The following is a 25,942-nucleotide window of genomic DNA, read 5'->3' as shown; positions in this document are numbered from 1 at the left end:
TGCGGAGCGGGCCGCCTTCGTTAAACGAAGTCGCTTGCGTCAAGGTCGTTGAAGTCAACACCAGTCAGGGTGATGGTGCCGTTGCCATGGGTAATGAGCGCATTGCCAGCACCATCATCTCCAATCGTGACCGAGTTGTAATCGATATCGAGAAGATCGGTGCCATCGGTGAAGTCGGTAACGGTGTCATCACCGAACGATGCCGAAGTATCGAATTCAAAGGTATCGGCACCGGCATTACCGGTCAGAACGTCATCACCGGCCCAGCCGCCGATGACATCATCACCAGTGCTACCGTTGATTTCGACGCCTTGGTCAAGAGTCGATTCAAGTGTGGAAGTGCTTCCGGTATAGATGCCGGTAAGGACGCTGTTTGTGTCGCTACCAGAAAGCCCCAACCCGGAAATATCGACCGAAGAGTCGGAGAATTGGTACTGACCAGCAGTGGCATCATAAGCCAGCGTGCTGCCAAACGAAAATCCGTCGAGGTCACCGGTGATGGTGTGGGAGCTTAGATCATAGGCAAAATCAGTCGTCCCGGCAGTAGCAAGAACACCACCCGTATAAGAACTGCTGCTGTCCATATCCGCCGCGTAGTATTGTGTACCACCTAGACCAGCAGGCGCTGCGCCATCAAAGAAGTAACCGTGGTTGCCTGAACCAAGCGAAAAGTTCGCATTGAAATCGTCAAATACCGCTTGCAGATCAACACCGTTGCCCGACGAATTTGCATTCAGATCAATCGTAATCGTCATTTTGATTTCTCCTGTCAATTTGTTGCCCAACCACTGAACAACAAAATGAGAATGACTCTTATTATCTCAAATAGTCAATCAAAAAATCAATTTAAATCAATTGCTTAACTGAAAAATGCCGAATAGCCGATCAAGCAAAATGCCTGATCGGCTGGTTGGAGTTCCGATATCTGGACGGCTTAGAAATTACCGCTTAACGTGAGAACAGCGGTTCGGCCAGGAGCAGGCGCGTAGGTTCCACCAGCCCCCTGAACGTAACCTTCATCAAACATGTTATTTACTGCAAGACGCAGCGAGACATTGTCGTTCACGTCATAAGAACTGTAGAAATCGAAGACGCGATATTTGAAATATTCCCCAACGACACTTGAAAGACTCGAACTGCCGAAATTGTCCTGTGGGTAAACAAAGGTCGCTCGCATGCCCATCACAAGATCACGATCCAAAAGCCGGAATCCGCCATCTAGCGTGTATTTGCGTTTCGGGGTTGCGTAAATTCCGTAAAGGTCGCCAGCATCACCATAAATCGGATCTCCGACTCCAAGGGGACTTAGCCCGGAATTAGCGTATTGATCGTAATCAGTATCAAGAACGAACGGGTTATAGTCGCCTTGAAGATCCATGTCAGAGAGCGTTAGCGTCCCGCCGAGATAATATTCGCCCGCATCATAAGATAGCTCCATCTCGGTCCCGTTGACATAGACGGGATCTTCAAGGTTCACCATCGCAGCGGCCTGATTTGAGTTGATCAGCAGCCCAGGAATTATGGTGCTTGTTGTTGGCTGGGGCACATAGGCAATTGTCGCGTAATTCTCAATTTTCGACCTGAAATATGCAACCTTGGCACGGAAACCATCACCTTTCTGAAGAACATTATCAAATTTGAAATTGACGCCGATCTCCTTGGTTTCGGATTCTTCAGCCTTCAAGTTTGCATTCGAATAAAAAGGAATACCCACATTGCCGATATGGTCACCACTTAACATCGCTTCCTGAATTGTGGGTGCCCGCATGTTTTCGCGATAATTGGCAAAAAACTGAACACCTTCGACAGGAGAAATACTTGCGCCAAAACTCGGCGAGACCTTGCTTTCTGCAAGATCAATATCAAGCGAAGTTCCACCATCCGAGCAAAGGTTGCCAGATGCGGCTGCCGTTTCGCACCAGAAAGCATCACCGTTCAGGTCATAACGATCATATCTAAGTCCGCCGGTAATCTGGAACATATCATTCCAGCCATAGGTGGTATTGAGATACCCACCATAAACATCACGCTTGCCGCTTGGCGTCGAACCTTCGACCTGATATGCAGCGCCAGCACCACCAAGCCCGCCCATTTCGGCAGTTGTCTTGGCATTGTCGTGAAAGAATTCTGTGCCATAATCAATGCTGACACGGCTTAATCCGTCGCCGATTTTGTTGAATGCAAAATCGCTGCGGTTCGCAATATCCGCACCCGTCGTATCCAACGTATATTGGTTATCAAACGAGTCCGTCGTAACAGTGCCTGAAGCACTTAAACGTGCAGGGCGAAACTGATGATTCTCGGTTCTGGTCCAGTAAACACCCGAATTAAGGTTGATCAGGTCGGATTCTGGATTCCAGTTGTGTTTTGCCGTCAGCGTATGGGTCTCGGTTTCATTGAAATCGGTAAAAAGGTTGGTGACATCGTTTGTTTTCGCATAGTCGCTTTGGGAACCAACATAGCCGAGGTTAATCTCCTGATCCTCATCTAGGTAAATGTTTGCCTTTAGCAGACCTGACGTCTGACGCAGGAATGTGTATTCAGGCCGCGAGTTTTCCGTCGAATAATAGTTTCCATTCCCGGTGGTAAACAGACCCGGATTATGTGCACCGGCACGGTAATTGCCGATCACTTTGCGGCTGATGGTCGCCGAAATGTCAAACTTCGGCGAAATGCGTGCACCTGCCGATGCGTCGCCAGCAAAATCATAGCTGTTGGTTCCATGGCTGATATTGACCTTACCACCCCATTCTTCACCCTCATCAAGGATATCCTGGGTATTAAGCGTGCGCATGGTCACAATTCCTGCCGAAGCACCCGCACCGCCATTTTGGGTCAGATTGGATTTTTCGATATCGACTTCTGCCAGCAACGCCGGATCGATGTAGACACGCGACGTTGTCCCATGGGTCAGCTGATTATAGTTCTGACGCGCGCCGTCGATATTGACGTTCACACGCCCCATTTCCTGCTGACCGCGAACGTTGACCGTCAAACCGGGGTCACGCGCGTCATTGGAAACATCCACACCGGCAACATTGTTGAAAATCTCGCGCGCTTCGCGTACGGGCGACTTGCGCATACTTTCCTGGGTAATTACCGCTACCGAGCCCGGCGTTTCATACACTTTGTCCGATACCCCATTAGGACCAAGCGCCCTTTCAGTCGCCGTTACGGTGACCGGAACGGTTATGATTGAGGTGTTCCCGGCATCTCCCCGAACAGGGTCAATGATGGAAATGGTTGTCGGATTGACGGCGTTCCAGATCAAACCGCTTTGCGACAACATGCGATCAAGGGCTGCGCCAGCCGTCATATTCCCCTGTACGGCAACGCTTTGTATACCGTCGGGCAATGTCCCGTCCACGGCAACATCGATCCCCGATACACGCGAAAAATTGACCAATGCTATGGCAAGCGATTGTGCAGATATATCAAATGAGAGCATATCATTTGACAAGGTCACACTCCCTTCAGCGGCCTGCGCAATTTCAGCCTTGTTAGCCTGTTGCAATATTTCTGCGTCCCGGGTTTGAGCCCCCACGGCAAGCGGCATCAAAGCAATCATGCCACTGCCAACGGCTGTCAGGGCAATTGTGCGAACACCCCCAATAGGTGTACTGGATTTACGAATTATTTTGTTGGTGTCGACAATGCGACCCACCCCGTTCGAGAGCATTCTTTTTGTCTCCTGAGTCACGAATGCATATCTATGAGATTGCGTCTCATTCGTTATTTCGTTACTCAGTTAGACGAGGCTGAAATTCAGATATCTGATATTCATTGCATTGTTTTGATAATAATTTTTATTATCAAAACATTCTGACCGAACCGAAGGATCATATCGATTGGTGATTTTGGAATTTGAGAGGATCAGGCGGCGCGAATGACGGTAAGGTAATCTGTAAACCGATGCACATTGATCGATAGAACACGGGCCAGAACCGGCAGAACATCCTTTGACCGTTCAAGGTCGACCACAAGGGTTACCGGGCGGGATTTGAGTTCTTCGCCGATGATCATGATCTTGCCGTTCTGCCAGCGCTGCAAAACGCGAACGACTTCGCCGAGCGGCCTCCCCATAAAGACGAGTTGGCCGTTCCGCCATGCCAGCTCTGCCGAAAGATCAACCTCGTAAGGCCGCCCGATTTGCACATCTCGATAGCGCACGGCATTTCCCGCAGCCACTTGGGTTTGCGCGCCGCCAACACGAACAATCAACGGATTTTGTTCTGCGATTACCGTGACATCCCCATCATAAGCAGCCACGTCGAGCCTTCCGCCCCACGACCAGCTTGCGCCATGGGCAGCAGCAACAAAAAAGGCGTTGCCTGTTGCCAAATGATTGAACCATGCTTCGCCGCTATGGAGTTCGACACCCTTTACCCCGTCACGCGCGATGTAGGACATAACAGTATCGCTTGCCAGTTCGGCCTCCACACCACCGGGAAGGGAAAAACGATACCGTTCGCCGGTTACAGTCCGGATATCGGCAAAAGGGTGACGCGGAGCGAATGCCCAACCCGCACTTATGACAAGCGCTGCCGCCGTTCCCGTCATAAAGGCACGTCGACCGACCTTATTGCCTGTTGAAAGATTAAGGCTAGTGCTGCCACTCCAAAGCCTTTCTACCTCGCCAAAGGCCTCAAGATGCGCCACATCAGCCTCAACCCAGCGGGCGAATGCACGACGGTCTTCTTCGGTTTCACTGCCATCAAGCAACAGTGCAAACCAATAGATCGCCTGCTCCGACACCGTATCGGGCAGATTTGCAAGGTGATTTTCACCTGTCATAGTCATGAATGCCGGGTTCCGTGCGTCATTGATCAGATGGTCTTTGGGCGTATCACACAAACACCCCAACTATTGGGACGAACCTGAAGCGTATATTTCTGATCCAACATTCAATTTTTTTCCGATTTATCCATTGCCTCCTTGACAAGTGTCAGGGCACGGACCATGCGGCTAAACGCGGTTTGTGTTGGAATGCCAAGTTGTTCGCCGATTTCGACGTATGTTTTGCCTTCAAGCCGGGCAAGAATGAAAACAGTCCGAAGGTTTTTTGGCAAAGCATTCAGTGAAGCCTGTAGATGGCGCAATTCCTGCCGAGACCATGCGATCTGTTCGGGGGACGGAGCGTCATCGGCAACGAATTCAAATGCTTTATCGGGTTCCTGAACGAAGGTCAGTATTCGTTCCCGCCGGAAATGATCAATCACCAGGTTTTGGGCCGTCCTAAAAAGATAGGACTGGGCAAATTGCGGATCGGGTAGCGATGGTGTGGTCACAACCCGAAGAAAGGTGTCCTGCACGATGTCGTCGGCCATGTGCCAAGACAACTTCCGCCGCTGCACAAAATGCAGCAACCGGGAGCGATAAGTTCGGAACAGTATGTTGACATCCCAGTGTGTCACGGTTCGGACCTTTGGAATTATGCGCAAAAATTGTTGTTACCTGCATTTGGCACAAGCGATTTTGCGACAATGTCATATCAGTGGAACAACATGAATATCGCACATGACAATCATTCTCAATTAAAATTTCAACTTATTGAAATTGTGCCGTTATGTTGTTCACGCAAAAGAAAGCCCGCACACAACGAAAAGCCTTTGGTGCGGGTAAGATAACAATAGAAAACCGTGCAGATCAGGAACGCTTTTTACGACGAAACCGCAAATAGTTGCACTTTTTGCCCTGACGGAGTGCCTTTTGTTCATAACGGGTTTTGACCCAATCAACGGGCGGATTGCGCCAGTCTTCGGGGCTTTCAGCAAGCCATTCGAAATCCGGATGATTGTGCATATGTTGCAGTGTCCAGGAAATATACTGCATATCGTCGCTGGCCAGCCGGAACTCGGCCCCATCTTTGAGAAGACGCGCCAGCAATGCAAGGTTTTTGGGGCCAATGAATCGACGTTCGGCATGACGCTTTTTCGGCCACGGATCCGGGAACAGCAGGAATGCCCGATCAAAGCAGGCATCAACCAACTTATAAAGCAGTGGTCGGGAATCGTCCGCAATGACCCGAACATTGGTCAGTCCGCGCTCATCGATATGGCGCAACAGGCTGCCAACCCCATCCATAAACGGCTCGGCCCCGATAATGCCGGTCTGCAGGTTCGCCTGAGCCTGGCCCGCCAAATGCTCACCACCGCCAAAGCCAATCTCAAGCCAGAGCTGTTCCGGTTTTTGCGCAAAATAGCTGTTCGGATCGACACTGCCCTGATCGGGATAGGTTATCCCGATTTTTGGCATCAGTTCATCAACCAGCGCACGGCGCGAATCCTTGAGCGGTCGACTGCCACGGCGGCCATAAAAATTCGGACGATCCGGAGTTGGTAGCGGGCGGTTGCTGTTGCGCATTGTCTTAATCTGTCAGGACGGGTTCGAAAAAGGGGCTCAAAATGAAACAGGCGACCCTGGATTTTCATCGGGGCCGCCTGCCTCATATCATGTCACACGATTTTGGCAAATCGCGCTTTGGCATTTCTGCGTATCATGCACCAAATGCCGATTTCAGATCCCCCACCAGATCGGTGCGCTCCCAAGAGAAGCGACCATCGTCCTGCGGCTGACGCCCGAAATGACCGTAAGCAGAAGTCGGGGTGTAAATCGGACGGCACAACGAGAGATGTTCGCGAATGCCACGCGGGCTGAGGTCCATCAACTGGCGCAGAACGCTGCCCAGTTTGATTTCATCCACATTACCAGTGCCATGGTTATTCACATAAAGAGCCAACGGTTTGGAAATACCGATCGCGTAGGCAACCTGAATGGTGCAGCGCTCAGCCAGACCAGCAGCAACCACGTTTTTCGCGAGATAACGGGCAGCATAAGCAGCCGAACGGTCAACCTTGGTCGGATCTTTACCCGAGAATGCGCCACCTCCATGCGGGGCCGCACCACCATATGTATCAACGATGATTTTACGACCAGTCAGACCGGCGTCGCCATCGGGACCGCCAATAACAAATCGGCCCGTCGGGTTGATGTAAATCTCGTCTTCTGCAGGCATCCATCCTTCCGGAAGGATGTTCTCGATATAGGGCATAACCAGTGAGCGGACATCAGCCTGATTAAGGCCATCTGCATGCTGGGTCGAAACAACTACCGAGGTCGCGCCAACCGGCTTGCCATCCACATAACGCAGGGTAACCTGGCTTTTTGCATCCGGACCAAACTCAGCCGATTTACCGGAATGGCGGTCTTCAGCCATTTTACGCAGGATACGATGCGAGAACTGGATCGGAGCTGGCATCAGCTCATCGGTTTCGTTACAGGCATAACCGAACATGATGCCCTGATCACCCGCACCTAGGTCTTTCTCACCAGCTGAATCAACACCTTGGGCAATATCAGCAGACTGCTCGTGGACGTGGCACTCGATTTCGGCCGTTTTCCAGTGAAAGCCCTCCTGCTCATAACCGATGGCACGGATAGCTTCGCGTGCCTTTTCGATCATGACTTCCTTGGAAACGCTCTCAGGACCGCGAACTTCGCCCGCCAAAACCACACGATTGGTGGTTGCCAGAGTCTCAACGGCAACGCGAGAATCTTCATCGGCGGCCAGAAACGCATCAACGATGGAATCGGAAATGCGGTCACAGACCTTGTCCGGGTGACCCTCGGAAACCGACTCACTGGTAAAAAGATATTCGGAAAGAGACATTCAAACCTTCTCCGGTAAAAAAGGAGTTCCACAACTGGACCGGAGGGCATCGGTACAAGTTTGCACCAATTGCGCCCACTTAGCCTTTTTTAACGTGGTGGCAAGCGGTCCAAATCCGTCCACGTATTCAATTGGGCTTATCACCCTAGCTGCGGTTTTGCCCCAATGACATTTTCGGGTCAAGAAAGATCGACGCATAAGCGTAACGCGCCTGATGCATTTCGGCCAGAAATTCGAAGGAAACAAAGAAAAAGCGCATTTGCAACTTTCTAGCAAATGCGCTTTTTGAAATCATAATTTCGGGTGTCTTCTATTTCGCATTTTCGTTATCGGCAACAAGAATGCCCATCGATTTAACCAACTCGAAAACACGCTTGCGCTGAGTCGGATCGGTGATCCGATAATATGCACGTACCAGTTCAAGGGTTTCACGGCGGTTCATCGGATCATTATCGAATGGATCCGGGCTTTCCGACATTTCGCGACGCTCATGCACGGATTTCGTCGAAATCTCGTCTGGCATGTCATCAAAGAAGAAGGAAACCGGCACTTCGAGAACGCGGGACAAATCATAAAGGCGCGAAGCCCCGACACGGTTTGCGCCACGTTCGTATTTCTGAACCTGCTGGAATGTCAGCCCAATGGCCTCACCAAGTTTTTCCTGGCTCATCCCGAGCAGAGTTCGGCGCAACCGAACGCGTGCACCGACATGAATATCAACAGGGTTCGGCTTGCCACTTGCGGTCCGGCCCCGACCTCTACCACGGGTATTCTTGACCATCGTGTTTTCATCCTTAGGCGACATTTTGTGTTGTCCTTCTCTCACTCCGACCTACCCGCTCTTATTTTTGATGGGACAATCAGGGAGCGGTTCGGTGCTTCACACAGCCGCTTTAAGGGATTTGAAGAACCTACTATATCCCAAAACGAGAACGGCTAGAAAGGTTACAATACCGTAAAATAGAATATCGCGCCACAAATAATATACTGTAGTATGGTTATACACCCCCGAAAGGGTGTGAATCATGAATCCCTCTGTTCTTAAGGGGAGTTTTGCCAGTTCCCGGCCATATGCGTCATACATCACTGATACGCCGGTATAGGCCGCCCGGACCATAGGTCGACCTTCTTCAATGCTGCGGAACCGCGCTGCTGCCAGATGCTGATAGGGACCAGCACTTTTGCCAAACCACCCGTCATTGGTAACATTAAGCAGCCAGTCAGGCTGATTAGCATCGTCAATAACAGCGCCCGGGAAAATAACCTCGTAACATATCAACGGCGAAAAACTCGGCATTCCGGCCACGTCAAGCGTCTTTGGCCCTTCACCAAATGAAAAATCCGTACGCCCGGCAGTCAGCTTCGGGATCGGAATCCATTCACGGAACGGCACATATTCGCCAAATGGAACAAGGTGAAACTTGTCAAAACTCGCAACAATTTCTCCTTGGCTATCAAGAACCTGAACGGCGTTCCAAACCTTGAAGTCATCCGTATCCCGCGGATAAGTTCTTGGTGCTCCGGTAATCAGGATATCATCGGGCCCAAGAATCGATGCCATCTGCAACCTGCGAACAGGCTGCGCTTCCACAAAGAATGTCGCAGCCGTTTCCGGCCAAATCACGATACGTTTTCGATCTGGCGCCATATCAACCGGGCGACGCGACAATCGCAGCAATTTGGCAAAATGCTGATCCTGAAGTTCGGGAATCCATTTTTCACGCTGAGGAATATTGGGTTGGACAACCTGAACCACTGGCAGATCATCGGAAACGGTTGCATCCGCCGTTGCGGGACCAATCAACGCCAAACGGATCGCACCACCGCCCCAAAGCAGAACCGCAATCATGATACCGGCCATCGCGCTTATCCTGCCAGCGCGCCCGGCAATAACCGTTGCAGGTAGCGTCGAAAACAACGCCGTAATGACGGATAATCCGTAAACACCGACAACCGAGGCAAATTGCATTGGTGCCGGATCAAAAGCCCAGACATGCGCCAGTAAATTCCACGGAAATCCGGTCAACACATGACCACGGACGAATTCCGCCACGGCCCAAAGAGTTGCCAGCATTATGGCACGACCAATGATTTGCCGCGTCAACCGCCAGCTTGCCCAAACGGCGACCATCGGGAAAATTGCCAGCCCGCCGCCTAGCCCCAAAAGAGCAAATGGAATCATCCAGCCATAGATTTCCGGCTGAACCAGAAACGCATGACTGATCCAATAGAACCCAGCGGCAAAATGCCCGGTGCCAAACCACCAACCGGCAGAAAGCGCCCCCTTGTTGCACTTAACCCCCTCAAGCGACCAGAGCAGTATAGCAAAAGCCATCGGCAAGGCCGGCAAAAAGAAGAAAGGCGGTAACGCCAAAACCGCAACCGCCCCAGACACCAACCACAGGAAGCGCCTGCGCCAACCCGAAAGGTTGGCGAGGCGCGCCGCCAGTCTGTCAATCATTCGATGATCCCTGTTTGGAACTTTCGTCACTGATCTCGGCCGGTTCGGTCCGGACCAGATGAATACGCAAACGCCGAATTCGGCGCGGGTCGGCATCAAGGACTTCGAACTGGATACCGGACGGATGCTCGATCAGTTCCCCACGCGCAGGCACACGCCCCGCAAGCGAGAAGACCAGCCCGCCCAATGTATCGATATCTTCGTCCTCGTCTTCATCCAACAGGCCGAATCCCAGCTTTTCCTCAAGGTCTTCGACCTCGTAGCGGGCATCGGCGATATAACAGCCATCGGAAAGCCGGATCAGTTTCGGTGTCTGATCAATGTCATGTTCGTCATCAATCTCGCCGACGATTTCCTCGACCAGATCCTCGATCGTGATCAGCCCGTCAATACCGCCAAACTCGTCGACGACCAATGCCATATGCGTTCGCGACAAACGCATTTCGGACAGAAGATCAAGCACCCGAATGGCGGGCGATACGAACAACACCCGACGCAAAAGGGATTGCAGCTTGAATTCCTTGCCAGCGGCGACACAGCCCAGCACATCCTTGATATGAACCATACCGGCAATTTCATCGAGGGACTCGCCATAAACCGGTAGGCGTGAATGAGCTTTTTTCACCATCACGTCAACAAGCTCGTCAAGCGTGATGCTTTTTTCGACCGCAACGATATCGGCCCGCGGAATCATGACATCCTCGGCCGTCATATCGCGGAGTGCGATGATATTTTCAAAAAGTGACCGTTCGTGAAGCGAGACAGGCTCGTCATCTTCTTCACTGCGCTCGGCAAGTTCTTCAAGTGTGTCGGAAAGCGATGCCTCGCCATTCCTTGGCTTGCCGCGCTTAAGGCCTAATGCCGATGCGACATTTCCCCACAAGGATCCGTTATCGGAATCCAGACCATTATCCCCGCCCTGGCGAGGGCTCGTACTCTCGTGGTCGTCGTCGCGCTGACTATTCTCGTTCATTGTCCTGTTTCGATATCTTGATCTTCAATCGGTTCATAGGGATCATCGATCCCCAGTGCGGCAAGAATTTGCCGTTCAAGTTCTTCCATCTCTTCGGCTTCATCATCAACCATATGATCATAGCCGACAAGATGCAGCGTGCCATGTACAGTCAGATGAACAAGATGATTTATCAGTGTCTTGTTCTGTTCCGAAGCTTCACGTTCGCATGTTTCACGTGCAATGACGATATCACCGAGCATCAGGGGCATCTCAGGCGACATCATGAAATCTGCTGCATCATCCGCACTTTCAAGCGCTGCAAACGATAAAACATTGGTCGGGTTGTCCTTGCCGCGATAATCGCGGTTCAATATCCGGACCAATGCATCGTCGGATAGCCGAACACCAACTTCGACCACCGGTGCAATGCTCAGAAGCGATGCGCCATCCCCTTCGTCAAATGTTCCATCGGTTGGAACGGCATCTGCTTCCCAAAGTGCACCATCACGCGCAGCCCCATCAAGAGCCGCACGCACAGCGTTTTCAATCGCATCAATCTCGGCCTTGGTCCAATTGCCGACTTCAACATCAAGGTCCAGATCAAGCGGTGCTGTCATCGCCCTGACCCTCGTCCTTGATTCCGCGATAGCCTTTTTTCAGTCTGTCCCGCAATGCATCTGCCGCGTCATAAGCCTGAACAATCTTGGTGACAAGCGCATGGCGAACAACGTCGCGCTGATCAAACTTGATCGTCGCGACACCTTTGACATCCGCGATGGTTTCAAGCGCATCCCGCAGACCCGATTTGGTGCCATCGGGCAAATCGACCTGAGTCAGGTCACCCGTCACCACCATCCGCGATCCTTCGCCGAGACGGGTTAGGAACATTTTCATCTGCATGGCTGTCGTGTTCTGTGCTTCGTCCAGAATGACAAAGGCATGGGCCAAAGTACGGCCACGCATAAAAGCAAGCGGGGCAACTTCGATCTCGCCACTTTCCATTCGCTTGATCACGACGTCGCCCGGCAGGGTGTCATGCAGCGCATCATAAAGCGGACGCAGATACGGATCTACCTTGTCCTTCAGATCACCCGGCAGGAAGCCAAGCCGTTCGCCTGCCTCGACCGCAGGACGTGACAGAACGATACGATCAACCTGACCCTGAATAAGCGATTGAACCGCCATGGCGACCGCCAGATAGGTCTTGCCGGTTCCGGCCGGACCAATGCCAAAGACCAGCTCGTGATCAAGCATGGCCTCGACATAATCCTTCTGGCGTTTGGATCGCGGCGAAATCCGGCGCTTTTTGGTCTGGATGGTCAGACGCGACCCGCCAAACATGTCTTTGGTCTGCCCGGTCCAGGGGTCGGCTTCGTCGGGTTCGGACAAACGGATGGCACCATCAACCGTTTCGACATCGACATGATCTATTTCCTTGTCGCGCAAGCGCGCATAAAGCTGACCTAGAACCTTTTTGGCCTGGGCCACTTTGGCGCCTTGCCCGGCAAGGGTCACAACCGATCCACGACTGGAAACCTGAACGCCGGTACCTTCGGAAAGGCGGGTCAGGTTTTCGGCCTGCGGCCCATATAAAAGCTGGGCAAGTGCATTATCTGCAAATTCGATCTGGTCGGTGTCTTTGGTCGAATACTTGGCTTTTGCCGTGTTTTTTGCCTTGGCTGAGGTGGCAGTCACGCAATTTTCCTTTCAGAATCCCGGTTTTGAACCGGGGCATCGACCAGTTCACCGCCAAGGGAATTAGGCAGCGCTTCGGTGATTTTCAACCTTACTATTTGTCCCAATGACGATTCCGGTAAACCGCTAACATGTACCGGCTGCATGTACGGGCTTTTTCCGACAAGCTGTCCCTCAAGTTTGCCATAACGTTCCAGCAGGACATCCATTTCCCGGCCAAGACAGTTTCGATTGAATTCCAGCTGCTGCTCGGCAAGAAGCGCCTGCAAACGCATGATCCGTTCGGTCTTTACCGGTTCGGGAACCTGCAATTCCATGGCCGATGCCGGGGTGCCGGGACGCGGGCTGTATTTAAAGCTGAACGCCTGAATGAAGGTGATATCGCGCACCATCTGCATCGTGTCCTCAAAATCCTTGTCGGATTCGCCGGGGAAACCCACGATGAAATCGGATGACAACGCAAGATCGGGGCAGGCGTCTTTGAGTTTAGCAACGATTTCGCGATAAGACGCGCCATCATGTTTGCGGTTCATCGCCTGCAACACGCGATCCGATCCCGCCTGAATGGGAAGATGCAGGAACGGCATCAGTTTTGGCAGGTCACGATGAGCCGCAATCAAATCACCATCAACATCGCGCGGGTGCGAGGTAGTGTAACGGATGCGATCCAGTCCATCGATCTCGGACAATTCGCGTAACAAACGGCCAAGCGTCCACTCACCACCATTTGAGGCCTCTCCGTGATAGGCATTTACGTTCTGCCCCAAGAGGGTGATTTCGCGCGTGCCCTTGCCAACAAGCTGTCGGGCTTCATTGACGACATCCATGCCCGGACGGGAATATTCCGCACCGCGGGTATAAGGCACAACACAGAAGGTACAGAATTTATCGCATCCTTCCTGAATAGCCAGAAAGGCTGAATAACCCTGCCTTGAAACCTGCTGGGGCAGATGATCGAACTTTTCCTCGGCCGGGAAATCGGTATCGATGATGCGATCACGCCCGATGGCACGATTGGCGCGCGCTACCATTTCCGGCAAACGATGATAGGTCTGCGGCCCGAACACCATGTCGACCATCGGTTCGCGACGCATCAATTCCGCACCTTCGGCCTGCGCAACACAACCGGCAACAGCGACAATCATCTTGTCCGTGCCATTAGCTTCCTTGGCTTTTTTGTGTTTACGAATACGGCCAAGATCGGAAAAGACCTTCTCAGCAGCCTTTTCGCGGATGTGGCAAGTATTGAGGATAACCATATCGGCACCTGCGGCATCGTCGACCGGCTGGTAACCCAGCGGCGCCAATACGTCCTGCATGCGCTGGCTGTCATAAACATTCATCTGACAGCCATAGGTTTTTACAAAAAGCTTTTTCGTCGCACTCACTTCTGGATCCGTTTTCTGCTTTCTCGAATACGCCCAAAAGCGGTGTGAAAGCTCACACCGCAGACCGGACATCTTCGATATCTGAAATTCCGGTTACATGAAACCCAATTCATGCAACCGGATCATACGGCAAAACGGTCAGGAGCCGAACTGACGATCCGGTCCGAACAGACGAAAATCTTCGGAAACAATGGCCAGCGGCGAAAAGCCAATCAGGTCACCGGTACGTGCATTATCAATCAGCGGAACCGGAACCCCCTGATGCATGCCGGTCAGTGCTGCATGATGTCCACGCGCAACAGCTTTTTCACACATCCGGGAAAGTTCCTTGCGCGACCCAGCATCGGCCAAGGTCACAGGCGGATGAACAACCAGCTCAACCGTTACTTTGCCAAGAGCCAGAAACTGCCACAAATGCGGCGCCAAGTCCATATCGCCATACCAGGAATAGAAAGCCCGCAAATCGCGTCCGATCGGTGCTCCATCAAGACGAGTGGCCGCAATCGAAACCGGCTGGACTTTTACCTGCGATCCATCAGGCAGGGTGCGTTCGGCAACACCGAACAAAGTCGATTTGAACGGCAGCACACGGTTGCCGTCGTTGCTGGTGCCTTCAGGGAACAGGATCAGTTTGTGCCCATCAGCAAGACGCTGGGAAATCTGATCATTCTGCTCGCGAGCGCGGGCCGGGCGACGTTCGACAAAAGTGGATCGCTGCAACTTGGCAAGCGTTCCGAAGATCGGCCAGCTGGCGACCTCGGTCTTGGCAATGAAACTACCGCGAACCAAGGCCCCCAGCACCGGAATATCGAGATAGGATGCGTGGTTGGCCACAATAATACCCGGACCGTCCATCAACTCTGCGCCAGAAACGCGAAGCTCGATATGAAGGATTTTCAGGCAAAGCGCATGATAAAACCGCGGCAGATCATCTGCCAATCGCAGTCGAAACGCAATCGCCATCACCTGAACCGGTATCAGGATCAAAGTCAGCAAAGCATAGGCTAACAGCCGGATGGCTGCACACGCATAACAGTTCACGACACCCTCGCGGTCCGCTCATAATGCTTGTAATAACGATCAGTTACCTTTTCCGTCGGTAACACGATGCAAATGTCGGTGGTATTAAACTGATGATCAACCACTGCACCGTCACCGACGAAACCACCCAATCGCAGATAGCCCTTGATCAATGGCGGCAGATCACGAAGCGCCTGTCGTGCATCAATTGCATCAATCGTCGTGCGCGCCATCGGCTCGTACCGGCCTTCGACTGCGCGCGGTCGCATTTCTTCGGGTGCCAGATGATTGTGATGCAGATAGGTCAGAACATCGCCAAAGGCATCCGGATCGGTGCCATGGAAAGATGCGCAGCCAAACATCAGCTTGATATCGTATTTGAAAACATAGGCAGCAATTCCCTGCCAGAGAAGTTGCAGGGTCGGCATCGTGCGATAGGCTTCTTCAACGCAGGAACGGCCGAGTTCCATGATCTCGCCATTGCCTTGTGCAGCATCAAGCATCGACTGGATGTGATATTCATCGGCGCTGTAAAAGCCGCCATGCTGATTGGCAACCGACTGACGCAACAGGCGATAGGTACCAACAACCCCGTCCGGCCCCTGTCCGCGATTATGATCAATTACCAGCAGGTGATCACACAAAGGATCGTAATGGTCAAAGTCGCGCTCGGCCGCGGCCATTTCGGCGCTGGGCTTTGCCCCGCGTTCCTCATAGAACACCTTGTAGCGAAGTTTCTGACTTGCGAGGATTTCGTCCTCGGTTTCGGCAAGGCGTACCTCTAGCCGCTGCTGTCGATCGTCGCTCATCGCAACTCCCTTTCGTTCATCTGCGCAGATTTTGCGCAAGTTTCGCGTCAGGGGCGAGTGAAGGCTTTGTTAAGAACGCGTAACAGGAATATGAAAAGCCACCCGCTCGGCAGGAGCGGATGGCTTGAAATCAGCGATTTTCGCAACCGGTTTGTCAGAAATCGGTTACTTTTCGTCCTTCATCGGAACGCCATAAAGCTCCAGTCGATGGCCAACAAGCTTGAAACCAAGCTCTTTGGCGATCTCTTCCTGCAACTTTTCGATTTTTTCGTTCGAAAACTCGATCACGCTACCGGATCGCATATCAATCAGGTGATCGTGATGTTCTTCGGTCAGTTCCTCGTAACGCGCACGGCCATCGCCGAAATCGTGTTTTTCAAGGATATCCGCCTCTTCAAAAAGGCGAACGGTCCGATAAACGGTCGCAATCGAAATCTTCGGGTCAATTTCAGTCGCCCGGCGATAAACGAGCTCTACGTCGGGATGATCTTCAGATTCCGACAGGACTCGGGCAATCACCCGGCGTTGGCCGGTCATTTTCAGACCCGCGTCGATGCACTTTTGCTCGATGGTTGATTCTGCAAGCATAGTCTTGTTTCTCGTTTCCGGTTCCGCCTGTCCCCAGCCAGGATGCTCCCAGGCTTTTGCTCTCATATGGGCTAAATATCGAGAAAACTGTCACATATCGCAAGGTACAAATCGCGATATTTTGTTCTCTCCGGCTTGCCTCCCGCCCAATGAAACGCTACTTCACGTTTCCGGTGCCCGATCAGGAGACAACATATGGACGACACCACGCCCGATCATAAGATCGACATCACCAACGATGTCTGCCCGATGACGTTTGTTCGCACTCGTCTGAAACTTGAAACCATGACACAGGGTCAGGTTCTGGAAGTTACGCTCGGCGCTGGCGAACCGTTGAAAAACGTTCCGCGTTCTGTCACCGAAATGGGCGACACCGTCATTGACCTTGTCGAACATGCCGACTCACCGAACACATACCGTTTAACGATACGAAAAGGTTGAACAAATCCCGCGCGTCGTCATCAAGGCCTAGACTATAACAGCTTGGCGATCAAAACCACACATTTGATGTGGATATAGCGAAATAGAATGCATCCAGCTTGCATTAATCGCCCCAGCCCAAAACACAAGCACCAAAATCACGCTCCATAACCAGCGCATCGACCTCACGCCCGGACTTCCGGCGATAGTATCTCTTGCGCCGCCCGATCTCGGCAAAGCCGCAATCACGATAAAGCGCAATCGCTAGCGCGTTATCATCGGCCACTTCCAGTAAAACCCGCCTGACACCGGTTTCGCGCAAGCGATCAAAGGTCGCAGACAGCAGTTTTCTGGCAACGCCGCGTTTACGCGCTTCCTTTGCGACAACGATGGTGTTGATTTCCGCCTCGTCCAGCACTGCCTGCATCTGGATAAAACCAAGTGGGATATCAAGGCGGTTTTCCGCCTCATTCCCCGGTGCAAAGGCCAGAAACCCGAAGGCCCCAGGCACATCAAGCAGTGCGATCATCTCGTCCGCCGACCAGCAGTCCTGATCTTCGAACCCTTCAGCATGAAGCGCACTTGCAACATTGCAAAACGCCGCAGTCAGGGGAACAACTTCAATCCCGTCTTCAACCTCCGGCTGGTGGGATGAAGCACTCATTCCTCATGTACCGGCTTGTTTTTTGCCGGTCCCTGATCCTCGATCCGGCGCGCATCGGGTACACGCAGATACATTGGAACAGGCGGCAGGTTTTCATCCGTTCCCCAGCGCGCCGCTGCAATCCGCGCCACATTTCCTGCTCGCGGTAGCCCCGGCGCCGTGCAATCATAAAACGCATCCGGCGCGTGGGCAGCCGCAGTCAAAAGGCGTGGGGTAGCATCGCCGGCCAGAAGCGTATCGCCAGGTGGGGCCATCATCAGAGCCTGTCGGGGTGCGACACATTCCGGCGCACTTAGCGGGCGTTTCTTGCCATCAAAAGCCTGGGCGAAAATCTCGTTCCGCTTGCTGTCGAGTGCGACCAGAATATTGCGTCCCTGCTGATCGCGTTCGGAAACCCCATAAGCCACCGCCTCAAGCGAACTGACACCGACCACCGGAATTTTGCGCGCCAGTCCCAGTGCACGCGCGGTCGCAAGCCCGATCCGCATGCCGGTAAAGGCCCCGGGTCCAACGGTCACGGCGATGCCGTCAACCTCGTCGAACGTGATGCTTGCCTGGCTAAGGCTTTCGGTAATGAAGCCCATCAGGTTTTCGGCCTGACCGCGTTCCATGTCTTCGTAAAGCTCGCCCTTGACCACACCATTGATCAGAACGGCTGTTGAAAGCGATGTTGAGGCAGTATCGATTGCCAAAAGCGTCGGGCCTGCTTTTTCAATGGCCCCGGATGGCGTTTGCGATGCGGTGTGATCTGCGCTATGGGGATTGTGACGCAACTGACCGGTCAGCATTTTTTTGATGTAATCGGTAAACGACAAGAACAGGGGGCCTCCGGCAATGGCGCTGGTCGAAATTACGCCACAAGAATATGATGTCGAAATTGATATTGTTTATGCCACGGATCGCAATTTCACCGGGGCACCGATCTATTCACGGCCTGCCTGCTATCTTCATCGTGATGCGGCGGACTGCCTGAAAAAGGCTGTCGCCATGGCACGACGTCACGGTAAACGCATTCGCATTCTGGATGCCTTCCGTCCACAGGAAGCCCAGAGGGCCCTTTGGAACCATACACCCAATCCCGATTTCATCGCCAATCCCGATCTTGGATCGCCACATAGCCGTGGTGTTGCCATTGATCTAACGCTGTTGGACGCAAACGGCAAGGAACTGGATATGGGGGCAGGGTTTGATGAAATGCATATCCGATCCTATCATGGAGCGGACGGGCTTTCAAAAGACGCCGAGGCCAACCGTTTGCTGCTTCTGGGCATCATGGTTAGTGCGGGTTTCGAATATTACGATCATGAATGGTGGCACTATCAGTTGCCCAACGCGCGCAACAAATACCCGCTATTTTCCGACAGTTCTCTGCCGCAAAGCATGATGAAATAATATCGGGTAGATGCCCCGAATGCGGAATTGGACAACCTAAAGAATTGCGCGTCCGCTTTCGGGATCGAATAGCGATACACGAGCACCGTCAATCATGATCCGCGCATCGGTACCGGAACTGAAATGCTGTTCGGGGCCGGTGCGCGCGGTGACTTCCGATCCGGCAACCGCAAGACGGACATACTGATCCGGTCCGGTCGGTTCGGCCAGAAGCACCCGTGCATTGGCCCCAAGATCATCAAACATCAGATGTTCGGGACGCGCGCCCAAGGTTACGGGTTGCCCGATCAGATCACGTGCGCGCGTTGGCAAACTTGCCAACGGCAACTGACCCGACCCACCATCGAATGCAATACCGTCGCCATCCTGTACCAGCTTGCCATCGATGAAATTCATGGTCGGGGCCCCAACAAAGCTGGCTACAAATTTGTTGGCCGGTCGGCGATAGACATTTTCCGGCGTATCGGCCTGCTGAATGGACCCCTTGTCCAGCACCACCACCTTGGTTGCCAGCGTCATGGCTTCGATCTGATCATGGGTGACATAGACAATTGTCCGGCCAAGCCGTTCATGCAGACGTTTCAGTTCCACGCGCATATCGGCACGTAATTTGGCATCAAGGTTCGATAACGGTTCATCAAACAGGAAAACCGATGGTTCGCGCACAAGCGCACGGCCGATTGCCACACGCTGCTGCTGGCCACCGGACAATTGCGATGGCTTGCGATCCAGAAGCGGGGTAATTTGCAAAAGTTCACCGATTTCATCGACCCGTTTTTCGATATCGGCCTTGGGCATGCCCCGCATTTTAAGGCCAAAACCGATATTCCTGCGAACCGACATGGTCGGATAGAGCGCATAGGACTGAAACACCATCGCGATATCGCGTTCATCAGGCTCCAGTTCCGTGACCTCCCGCCCTGCGATGTGGATTGATCCGCCGGTGACGGGTTCCAGACCGGCAATCATGTTCAAGATCGTCGATTTGCCGCACCCCGACGGCCCTAACAGGACCAGAAACGCACCATCCTCGATTTCGAGATTGATATCCTTCATCACGGTCAGACCGGCATAGGCCTTGGTCACACCACGCAATTCAACGCCGTTCATGTCCGTTATCCTTTCACTGCACCAGCCGCAATTCCGCGAACAAACAACCGCCCCGACAGCAGATAAACAGCCAATGTCGGAAGCGCCGTCAGCATGGTGGCAGCCATATCCACGTTATATTCCTTCTCGCCGAACTGCGATCCGACAAGGTTATTGAGCGCAACCGTCATCGGTTGTCCGGATCGCCCACCAAAGGTCAGGCCCAACAGAAAATCGTTCCAGATATATGTGAACTGCAAAATCATCGCGACACCGAGTATCGGCAACGAAAGGGGCAACATGACATGCCAGAACAAAGGCCAGAATCCGGCCCCGTCAATCCGGGCGGCTTTCAGCAGATCCTGCGGAACGGTTTTGAAAAAGTTACGAAACATCATGGTGGTAAAGGCAACGCCCCATATGACATGCACCAGAACCAATCCCGGAATGGATCCGAATATTCCCAGTTCGCGCACCATGATGATCAGGGGATAAAGTGTTACCTGTGGCGGGATGAACATGCCAACCAGAAGGGCAGCAAACATCAGATTGGCCCCGCGCATTTTCCACGCTGCCAAGGCATAACCGGTAACCGCACCAAGTCCGACCGAAAGGAAAAGCGCCGGAATGACGATTTTGACTGATGTCAGGAAGGAGGATGACAGACCACCGCAATTTCCGCCTGCGGTTTGGCTACAATCGCCAGACCATGCTTCGCGCCACGCGTCAAAACTTGGTTCCACCGGCAGGGCAAAGATGCTGCCATCACGAATTTCATCCATCGGTTTAAGCGATGTCGACACCATGATAAAAACCGGCGCCAAAATCATCAGGGCAGCAATCCCGAGCAGTCCATAAAGCGCAAGACGGTTAAATCGCATGGTCAATGCCCCCCACCGTCGCGTGCTTTGCGCAGTTCAAAATGGATATAGGGCGAAATGACTGCAATCACGGTACAAAGCAATACAAATGCACCGGCCGCACCAAGGCCAAGTTCCTGCCGGTTCAGGATATGATCGACCACAAATTTCGCCGGCAAATCCGATGAAAAGCCGGGCCCGCCGCCGGTCAGGGCAACGACAAGGTCATAGGCCTTCATGACAATCGCGCTCATCAGGATGAATACGGTAAAGAATACGGTGCGCATCATCGGCGTAATCACATGCAGATAGACCCGCCAGACCGGAATGCCATCCACCCTTGATGCCTTCCAGATATTGGGATCGACATTACGCAGCCCTGCTAGAAATAGCGCCATGCACAGCCCGACCTGCTGCCAGATTCCGGCAATGGCAAGGGTATAGATCGCCCGGTCCTGACGCACGATCCAGTTGAATTCAAACGTGGTCCAGCCCAGTTCGCGCACGGCATCCTGAAGCCCCAAACCCGGATTCATCACCCATTGCCAGATGACACCGGTTACGATGAAAGACATCGAAAGCGGCAGCATGAAAACCGTGCGAAACATACCCTCGGCCTTGATCCCGCGATCAATCAGAATCGCCAGCAAATAGCCGAAAACAATACATCCACCGATAAACAGGAAGCCGTGGATGGCGATATTCTGCATCGCCGTCCACCAGCGTTCATTAGCAAACAGACGCACATATTGATCAAACCCGGTAAATTTATAAACCGGCAACAGACGCGAACGCGTCAACGAGATCACAAAGGTCCAGATGATAAAGCCATAGAAACAGACGATGGTAATCGTCATGGCAGGGATCAGCGCCATTCTTGCCGTCCATTGCGGACGCCAGCGCCATCTGCCATCGTGCGAAGTCTTCAACGCACCCTGTGCCGGTTCGGCCATGAATAATCTCGCTTCTTTGTGAAGGCGCCGCTGCATGAGGCAGCGGCGCACCTGCAAAGCCGTGTCATTCCATCTGCCTTACTTGGCATAGGAAATCGCCTGACGGAATTCTTCCTGCCCCTGTTCCGGACTCATGTCAGCACTGTTCCAGAAATTGGAGATACTGTCATCAATTGCCCCGGAAACGGCACTTGGAACACCAAACAGACCGGTACTGACCAGATGGGTTTTCTTGTCCTGCAATGTCGCCATGGCCTTTTGTGCACAGACATCAAAACTATCACCCGGCACATCAAGAAGGGCAGGGATCGAACCCTTTTTCTTATTGAACGCAATCTGGACATCAGGCTCCAGCATCACATGCGCCATTTTTTCCTGGGCCGCCTGTGCTTCTTCGCTGTCCATCGCGGAAAAGGCAAAGGCATCAACCGTCATGATATAGGCGGTATCGATGGCCGGGGCGAAGGCACAGCCGACCGTTGTGCCCGGTTCGACACCGGCCGCAATAATTTCACCCTTGGCCCAGTCACCCATAAACTGAAACGCGGCGTCGCCGCGGATGACCATATTGGTCGCTTCGTTCCAGTTACGACCCGGGCTCGCTTCATCGACAAAGGGTTTGAGCGCTGCAAAGGTTTCAAACACCTTGCGCATGGTGTCGGATGCCAGAAGTTCATCATCCAGCGTGCTGTATAGCTTGGCGTAGAATTCACGCCCGCCAACGCCGAGAAGGACACTGTTAAACAGGATGCGTTCCTGCCACGGCTGCCCGCCAAGGCCGATCGGAATCACACCGTCATCTTCAAGCTTTTTGGCCGCATCAACGAATTCTGGCCAGCTTTTCGGCACCTCGATCCCGGCTTTTTCAAGCGCTTCCTTGTTGTAGAACATCCAGTTTTCACCATGGATGTTGATCGGGGCCGCGATGTAATCACCATCATATTTTGCCGCCTGAACGATCAATGGTGGCAGTTTTTCATCCCAGTTTTCTTCTTCGGCTACCGCATTCACATCGGCCAACAGTCCCTGATCGGCCAGTTCACGCAATTGTTGCCCAATTGAAAACTGGAAAACGGTCGCCGGATCGCCGCCCAGCATGCGGTTGACCGCAGCCGCACGGGCATTGCCGCCACCGGCAATCGGTGTATCGACCCATTTGCCGCCCTGCGCCTCGAAAGCCGCACGGATTTCGCCCAAGGCAGCCTGCTCGCTGCCCGAGGTCCACCAGTGCAAAACTTCGGCTGTCTGGGCGTGAAGCGCACCGACAGAAACACCGGCGCTCAGAAATGTCGCGAGTGCTGCGACCTTTGAAAATTTCTTCATAACGGATGTCCTCCCTAATGGATACGTTCGCGCCCGACTTCTTGATGGTCGAAAATTCGTAACGTTTCGATTTTTTTGATAGGCGCTTTATTCACTCTTGTCAATCAACAAAACCCGGCCATAATAAGGCGAAATCGACCCGGCATTATTTTTTTGCCGAAATTTCCGAAACGTTACGATTTTGGATCTGCCAACGAATGCGATCCGTGACAGGGCAAGGAAACAACCATGACCAAACCTTTTCCCAACGGTTTCCGCTGGGGTGTCTCTACCTCAAGCTATCAGATTGAAGGCGGCGCGAGCGACGACGGGCGCGGCGACAGCATCTGGGACACCTACTGTGCAACACCCGGCCGGGTCGCCAATGGCGATAACGGCAGTATCGCCTGCGACCATTACCATCGCTGGGCCGAGGATCTTGACCTGATCCGGCGGCTTGGTGCGAAGCATTATCGATTTTCGATAATGTGGCCGCGTGTCATACCGAATGGCACCGGCGAAGTTAATGAAACCGGCATGGCGTTTTACGACCGGCTGATTGACGGAATGTGCGAACGCGGTCTTGATCCTTGGCTTTGTCTTTATCACTGGGATTTGCCACAGGCTTTGCAGGATCGCGGCGGCTGGACGAATCGCGATATCGTCGACTGGTTTGGCGATTACACCGAATTGCTGGTGAAGCGGTTTGGCGACCGGGTCAAATCATGGGTTACATTTAACGAACCCAATGTGGTTGCATGGGTCGGCCATGAAGAAGGCCGCCACGCACCGGGCATTACCGATCCACGCGCAGCGATGCGCGTCGCCCACCATCTGAATATGTGCCATGCCCGTGCAGCCCGCTTGATCAAGCATCATTATCCGGATGCCCCGGTCGGATTCGTTTTGCCGATGCACAAGGCCTATACACTGCCGCATCGACGCGAACAGGACGCCCATCTGATCGATCTGTTCGAAGCCAAATGGAATGGCATCTTCCTTGATCCGGTTTATTTCGGCCGCTATCCCGAGCTGATTATTGATCGCATGGAACCCCATATTCAGGATGGCGACCTTGAAGCGATCAAAACCAAAGTCGATTTTCAGGGCCTGAACCAGTATTTCCCGAGCTATATCGAAGCCGCCGAGGGACGCGCCTGGCCGTTCAAACACGCCGAACCGCCAAAATATTTCCGCCGCACAGAAATGGGGTGGGCGATTGATGGTGACTGCTTCTATCGCACCATGAAAATTCTGCAGGAAAACTACGGCAATCCGCCGGTTTTCGTGACAGAGAATGGTGGCGCCTTTACCGATCTCCCCGGTCATGACGGCTATATCGACGATCAGGACCGCATTGCCTACTACAGTGAATATCTCTCGGCTCTTTTGCGCGCCGTTGACGAAGGCGCAAATGTGCAGGGATATATGCCCTGGTCCCTGCTTGATAATTTCGAATGGGCCTATGGCTATGAAAAACGGTTCGGGTTGGTGCATGTCGATTACGACACGCTCAAACGGACGCCAAAAGCATCCTATGACTTCATGCGTCGCGTGATCGAAAGCAACGCATTGCCTTAACCGCAAACGGGCGATTAGATTGTCCGCCAAAGAATAGATGAACGGACCTGTATATGTCAGCCACCCGCCCGAACCTTCGCACCATCGCCGACCGTCTTGGCCTGTCGGTCACAACGGTCTCGCGTGCATTGAAAGACGGGCCGGAGGTCAAACCCGATACGGTCGCACGCGTCAAAGCCGCGGCGACCGAAATCGGCTACCATCCCGATGCCCGTGGCGTCATGCTGCGCACTGGCAAGACGATGCAGGTCTGTTCTATCCTGTATTCCCCGGAAGTCGGCGATTACGGCGACCCCGGTTTTCTGGCTCAGGTTGAAAGCCTGGCAAAAGGTTTGGAGGCCGATCACTATTCACTGGTTGTCCTGGCCCAGACCAGCAGCGAAGATCCACTTGAACCCGTTCGCCGCGTGCATACGCAACACATGGCCGATGCGGTTGTCTTTTCGCGCACCACATTGCAGGACAGCCGCGCCAAATACTGCCTGCAACATGACTTTCCATTTGTCAGTTTTGGCCGGACGGAACTTTTAACCCCGCATGCCTTTGTCGATCATGACGATGAACAGGCGGCTTATGATGCGGTCAAACGCCTGATTGATGATGGCCATCGCAAAATCGGCATGATTGATCCGCCCGAAGACCTGACTTTTTTTGGCTATCGCAAACGCGGTGCACGCCGCGCCATGATCGAGGCAGGATTTGATCCAGAAAGCCTGATCTGGATGACTTCGGATGTTTCCGTCCGCGCGGCCCGCGAAGCCACCATCCGCCTGCTGACCGATCAGCGCGATGCTACTGCCGTGGTCTGCGCAAGTCAGATGACAATGATTGGCGCACTTGAAGCATTGCTGGAACTCGGCATGGACACGATCCGTGACGGAATCGGTGTTGTCGGCTTTGGCGGCATGCCGTTCCGTATGCTTTCAAAACAGAAACTTGCCTATTACTACCAGCCGCAACGCAAGGTTGGAAAAGTCCTGTCAGAACATTTGCACAGCCTGATGACCGGCACACCCGCCGAAAAACTGCAAACGCTGCTGCCTTATCGGCGGATTGATGACCTCGCCGCCTTCCGGGAAGGGGAGGATTTCTGATC

The 25,942-nt window shown here is 53.1% G+C and carries 25 protein-coding genes; 4 read left to right on the top strand and 21 right to left on the bottom strand.

Annotation, left to right across the window (positions count from 1 at the left end; translation table 11 throughout):
- Positions 1-20 precede the first annotated feature (20 nt).
- From TH468_RS07100 to TH468_RS07030, 15 genes are all read right to left on the bottom strand, one after another.
- A complete protein-coding gene (locus TH468_RS07100) occupies positions 21-755 on the bottom strand; it encodes a calcium-binding protein (protein WP_085643037.1) in 735 nt (244 codons plus the stop codon).
- A gap of 179 nt (positions 756-934) precedes the next feature.
- The gene (locus tag TH468_RS07095) at positions 935-3,448 is read right to left on the bottom strand and encodes a TonB-dependent hemoglobin/transferrin/lactoferrin family receptor (RefSeq protein ID WP_371268728.1); all 2,514 of its coding nucleotides are present in this window, start codon (positions 3,446-3,448) and stop codon (positions 935-937) included.
- Positions 3,449-3,873: 425 nt separating this feature from the next.
- Entirely contained in the window at positions 3,874-4,800 is a 927-nt protein-coding gene (locus tag TH468_RS07090) for a DUF4880 domain-containing protein (RefSeq protein ID WP_085643035.1), read from the bottom strand.
- 104 nt (positions 4,801-4,904) lie between these two features.
- Positions 4,905-5,414, bottom strand: a complete 510-nt coding sequence (locus TH468_RS07085; RefSeq protein ID WP_256376253.1) for an RNA polymerase sigma factor — start codon at positions 5,412-5,414, stop codon at positions 4,905-4,907.
- A 232-nt stretch (positions 5,415-5,646) separates the two neighbouring features.
- A complete protein-coding gene (gene trmB, locus TH468_RS07080; protein WP_085642824.1) occupies positions 5,647-6,363 on the bottom strand; it encodes a tRNA (guanosine(46)-N7)-methyltransferase TrmB in 717 nt (238 codons plus the stop codon).
- 133 nt (positions 6,364-6,496) lie between these two features.
- A complete protein-coding gene (gene metK, locus TH468_RS07075) occupies positions 6,497-7,669 on the bottom strand; it encodes a methionine adenosyltransferase (protein WP_085642823.1) in 1,173 nt (390 codons plus the stop codon).
- A 310-nt stretch (positions 7,670-7,979) separates the two neighbouring features.
- The gene (locus tag TH468_RS07070) at positions 7,980-8,474 is read right to left on the bottom strand and encodes a helix-turn-helix domain-containing protein (protein ID WP_371268726.1); all 495 of its coding nucleotides are present in this window, start codon (positions 8,472-8,474) and stop codon (positions 7,980-7,982) included.
- A 75-nt stretch (positions 8,475-8,549) separates the two neighbouring features.
- Positions 8,550-10,130 (bottom strand): apolipoprotein N-acyltransferase, encoded by a 1,581-nt coding sequence (gene lnt / locus TH468_RS07065; RefSeq protein ID WP_085642821.1) that lies wholly within the window; start codon positions 10,128-10,130, stop codon positions 8,550-8,552.
- Positions 10,123-11,103, bottom strand: coding sequence for a hemolysin family protein (locus tag TH468_RS07060; RefSeq protein ID WP_085642820.1), 981 nt, complete (start codon positions 11,101-11,103; stop codon positions 10,123-10,125). The genes lnt and TH468_RS07060 overlap by 8 nt, the downstream gene beginning before the upstream one ends.
- A complete protein-coding gene (ybeY, locus tag TH468_RS07055) occupies positions 11,100-11,702 on the bottom strand; it encodes an rRNA maturation RNase YbeY (protein WP_085642819.1) in 603 nt (200 codons plus the stop codon). Before ybeY ends, TH468_RS07060 begins: the two co-directional genes overlap by 4 nt.
- Complete coding sequence (locus TH468_RS07050) at positions 11,686-12,780, bottom strand: PhoH family protein (protein ID WP_085642818.1); 1,095 nt, start codon at positions 12,778-12,780, stop codon at positions 11,686-11,688. Before TH468_RS07050 ends, ybeY begins: the two co-directional genes overlap by 17 nt.
- The gene (gene miaB / locus TH468_RS07045; RefSeq protein ID WP_085642817.1) at positions 12,777-14,168 is read right to left on the bottom strand and encodes a tRNA (N6-isopentenyl adenosine(37)-C2)-methylthiotransferase MiaB; all 1,392 of its coding nucleotides are present in this window, start codon (positions 14,166-14,168) and stop codon (positions 12,777-12,779) included. Before miaB ends, TH468_RS07050 begins: the two co-directional genes overlap by 4 nt.
- A 138-nt stretch (positions 14,169-14,306) precedes the next feature.
- Complete coding sequence (locus TH468_RS07040; RefSeq protein WP_085642816.1) at positions 14,307-15,209, bottom strand: 1-acyl-sn-glycerol-3-phosphate acyltransferase; 903 nt, start codon at positions 15,207-15,209, stop codon at positions 14,307-14,309.
- Entirely contained in the window at positions 15,206-15,997 is a 792-nt protein-coding gene (locus TH468_RS07035; RefSeq protein WP_085642815.1) for a GNAT family N-acetyltransferase, read from the bottom strand. The genes TH468_RS07040 and TH468_RS07035 overlap by 4 nt, the downstream gene beginning before the upstream one ends.
- A gap of 165 nt (positions 15,998-16,162) precedes the next feature.
- Positions 16,163-16,585 (bottom strand): Fur family transcriptional regulator, encoded by a 423-nt coding sequence (locus TH468_RS07030; RefSeq protein ID WP_085642814.1) that lies wholly within the window; start codon positions 16,583-16,585, stop codon positions 16,163-16,165.
- Between the two features lie 195 nt (positions 16,586-16,780).
- On the opposite strand from TH468_RS07030, the gene TH468_RS07025 reads away from it, so the two are divergent.
- Entirely contained in the window at positions 16,781-17,026 is a 246-nt protein-coding gene (locus tag TH468_RS07025; RefSeq protein ID WP_085642813.1) for a sulfurtransferase TusA family protein, read from the top strand.
- A 103-nt stretch (positions 17,027-17,129) separates the two neighbouring features.
- Here TH468_RS07025 and rimI read toward each other — a convergent pair whose 3' ends face one another.
- Both rimI and tsaB read right to left on the bottom strand, forming a co-directional pair.
- Positions 17,130-17,669: a ribosomal protein S18-alanine N-acetyltransferase gene (rimI, locus tag TH468_RS07020; RefSeq protein WP_085642812.1), complete on the bottom strand. Its 540-nt coding sequence runs from the start codon at positions 17,667-17,669 to the stop codon at positions 17,130-17,132.
- Positions 17,666-18,484 (bottom strand): tRNA (adenosine(37)-N6)-threonylcarbamoyltransferase complex dimerization subunit type 1 TsaB, encoded by an 819-nt coding sequence (tsaB, locus tag TH468_RS07015; protein ID WP_085642811.1) that lies wholly within the window; start codon positions 18,482-18,484, stop codon positions 17,666-17,668. Before tsaB ends, rimI begins: the two co-directional genes overlap by 4 nt.
- Positions 18,485-18,503: 19 nt before the next feature.
- Between tsaB and ddpX the strand changes: the two genes are divergently transcribed.
- Entirely contained in the window at positions 18,504-19,061 is a 558-nt protein-coding gene (ddpX, locus tag TH468_RS07010) for a D-alanyl-D-alanine dipeptidase (protein WP_085642810.1), read from the top strand.
- Between the two features lie 36 nt (positions 19,062-19,097).
- Here ddpX and TH468_RS07005 read toward each other — a convergent pair whose 3' ends face one another.
- The 4 genes from TH468_RS07005 to TH468_RS06990 all read right to left on the bottom strand — a co-directional run bounded on the left by TH468_RS07005 (position 19,098) and on the right by TH468_RS06990 (position 23,286).
- On the bottom strand, positions 19,098-20,171 hold the full coding sequence (locus tag TH468_RS07005) for an ABC transporter ATP-binding protein (protein WP_085642809.1): 1,074 nt from the start codon (positions 20,169-20,171) through the stop codon (positions 19,098-19,100).
- A gap of 5 nt (positions 20,172-20,176) precedes the next feature.
- Positions 20,177-21,031, bottom strand: a complete 855-nt coding sequence (locus TH468_RS07000) for a carbohydrate ABC transporter permease (RefSeq protein WP_007088444.1) — start codon at positions 21,029-21,031, stop codon at positions 20,177-20,179.
- A gap of 2 nt (positions 21,032-21,033) precedes the next feature.
- Positions 21,034-21,963, bottom strand: a complete 930-nt coding sequence (locus TH468_RS06995; protein WP_085642808.1) for a carbohydrate ABC transporter permease — start codon at positions 21,961-21,963, stop codon at positions 21,034-21,036.
- A 78-nt stretch (positions 21,964-22,041) separates the two neighbouring features.
- Complete coding sequence (locus TH468_RS06990) at positions 22,042-23,286, bottom strand: ABC transporter substrate-binding protein (RefSeq protein ID WP_085642807.1); 1,245 nt, start codon at positions 23,284-23,286, stop codon at positions 22,042-22,044.
- Between the two features lie 228 nt (positions 23,287-23,514).
- Here TH468_RS06990 and TH468_RS06985 point away from each other — a divergent pair, with 228 nt between their 5' ends.
- Together TH468_RS06985 and TH468_RS06980 are read left to right on the top strand one after the other, a co-directional pair.
- Positions 23,515-24,846, top strand: coding sequence for a GH1 family beta-glucosidase (locus tag TH468_RS06985; protein WP_085642806.1), 1,332 nt, complete (start codon positions 23,515-23,517; stop codon positions 24,844-24,846).
- Positions 24,847-24,899: 53 nt separating this feature from the next.
- Positions 24,900-25,940, top strand: a complete 1,041-nt coding sequence (locus TH468_RS06980) for a LacI family DNA-binding transcriptional regulator (RefSeq protein ID WP_085642805.1) — start codon at positions 24,900-24,902, stop codon at positions 25,938-25,940.
- Positions 25,941-25,942: the final 2 nt, after the last annotated feature.

The sequence above is a fragment of the Thalassospira sp. MCCC 1A03138 genome, from assembly GCF_002115785.1.
In the GTDB taxonomy this organism is placed as follows: domain Bacteria; phylum Pseudomonadota; class Alphaproteobacteria; order Rhodospirillales; family Thalassospiraceae; genus Thalassospira.
Note: the sequence above shows the minus strand (reverse complement) of the source record. Positions and strands in the feature narration are given on the sequence as shown.

What these genes read in the sequence shown, in the direction of transcription:
- metK (WP_085642823.1), bottom strand. Translation starts at nt 7,669, where the DNA reads ATGTCTCTTTCCGAATATCTTTTTACCAGTGAGTCGGTTTCCGAGGGT.
- TH468_RS07060 (WP_085642820.1), bottom strand. Translation starts at nt 11,103, where the DNA reads ATGAACGAGAATAGTCAGCGCGACGACGACCACGAGAGTACGAGCCCT.
- TH468_RS07035 (WP_085642815.1), bottom strand. Translation starts at nt 15,997, where the DNA reads ATGAGCGACGATCGACAGCAGCGGCTAGAGGTACGCCTTGCCGAAACC.
- TH468_RS06980 (WP_085642805.1), top strand. Translation starts at nt 24,900, where the DNA reads ATGTCAGCCACCCGCCCGAACCTTCGCACCATCGCCGACCGTCTTGGC.
- TH468_RS06990 (WP_085642807.1), bottom strand. Translation starts at nt 23,286, where the DNA reads ATGAAGAAATTTTCAAAGGTCGCAGCACTCGCGACATTTCTGAGCGCC.
- TH468_RS07100 (WP_085643037.1), bottom strand. Translation starts at nt 755, where the DNA reads ATGACGATTACGATTGATCTGAATGCAAATTCGTCGGGCAACGGTGTT.
- trmB (WP_085642824.1), bottom strand. Translation starts at nt 6,363, where the DNA reads ATGCGCAACAGCAACCGCCCGCTACCAACTCCGGATCGTCCGAATTTT.
- TH468_RS07090 (WP_085643035.1), bottom strand. Translation starts at nt 4,800, where the DNA reads ATGACTATGACAGGTGAAAATCACCTTGCAAATCTGCCCGATACGGTG.
- lnt (WP_085642821.1), bottom strand. Translation starts at nt 10,130, where the DNA reads ATGATTGACAGACTGGCGGCGCGCCTCGCCAACCTTTCGGGTTGGCGC.
- ddpX (WP_085642810.1), top strand. Translation starts at nt 18,504, where the DNA reads ATGGCGCTGGTCGAAATTACGCCACAAGAATATGATGTCGAAATTGAT.
- TH468_RS06995 (WP_085642808.1), bottom strand. Translation starts at nt 21,963, where the DNA reads ATGGCCGAACCGGCACAGGGTGCGTTGAAGACTTCGCACGATGGCAGA.
- TH468_RS07070 (WP_371268726.1), bottom strand. Translation starts at nt 8,474, where the DNA reads ATGTCGCCTAAGGATGAAAACACGATGGTCAAGAATACCCGTGGTAGA.
- TH468_RS07025 (WP_085642813.1), top strand. Translation starts at nt 16,781, where the DNA reads ATGGACGACACCACGCCCGATCATAAGATCGACATCACCAACGATGTC.
- TH468_RS07095 (WP_371268728.1), bottom strand. Translation starts at nt 3,448, where the DNA reads ATGCTCTCATTTGATATATCTGCACAATCGCTTGCCATAGCATTGGTC.
- TH468_RS06985 (WP_085642806.1), top strand. Translation starts at nt 23,515, where the DNA reads ATGACCAAACCTTTTCCCAACGGTTTCCGCTGGGGTGTCTCTACCTCA.
- TH468_RS07030 (WP_085642814.1), bottom strand. Translation starts at nt 16,585, where the DNA reads ATGCTTGCAGAATCAACCATCGAGCAAAAGTGCATCGACGCGGGTCTG.
- rimI (WP_085642812.1), bottom strand. Translation starts at nt 17,669, where the DNA reads ATGAGTGCTTCATCCCACCAGCCGGAGGTTGAAGACGGGATTGAAGTT.
- TH468_RS07000 (WP_007088444.1), bottom strand. Translation starts at nt 21,031, where the DNA reads ATGCGATTTAACCGTCTTGCGCTTTATGGACTGCTCGGGATTGCTGCC.
- ybeY (WP_085642819.1), bottom strand. Translation starts at nt 11,702, where the DNA reads ATGACAGCACCGCTTGATCTGGACCTTGATGTTGAAGTCGGCAATTGG.
- TH468_RS07005 (WP_085642809.1), bottom strand. Translation starts at nt 20,171, where the DNA reads ATGAACGGCGTTGAATTGCGTGGTGTGACCAAGGCCTATGCCGGTCTG.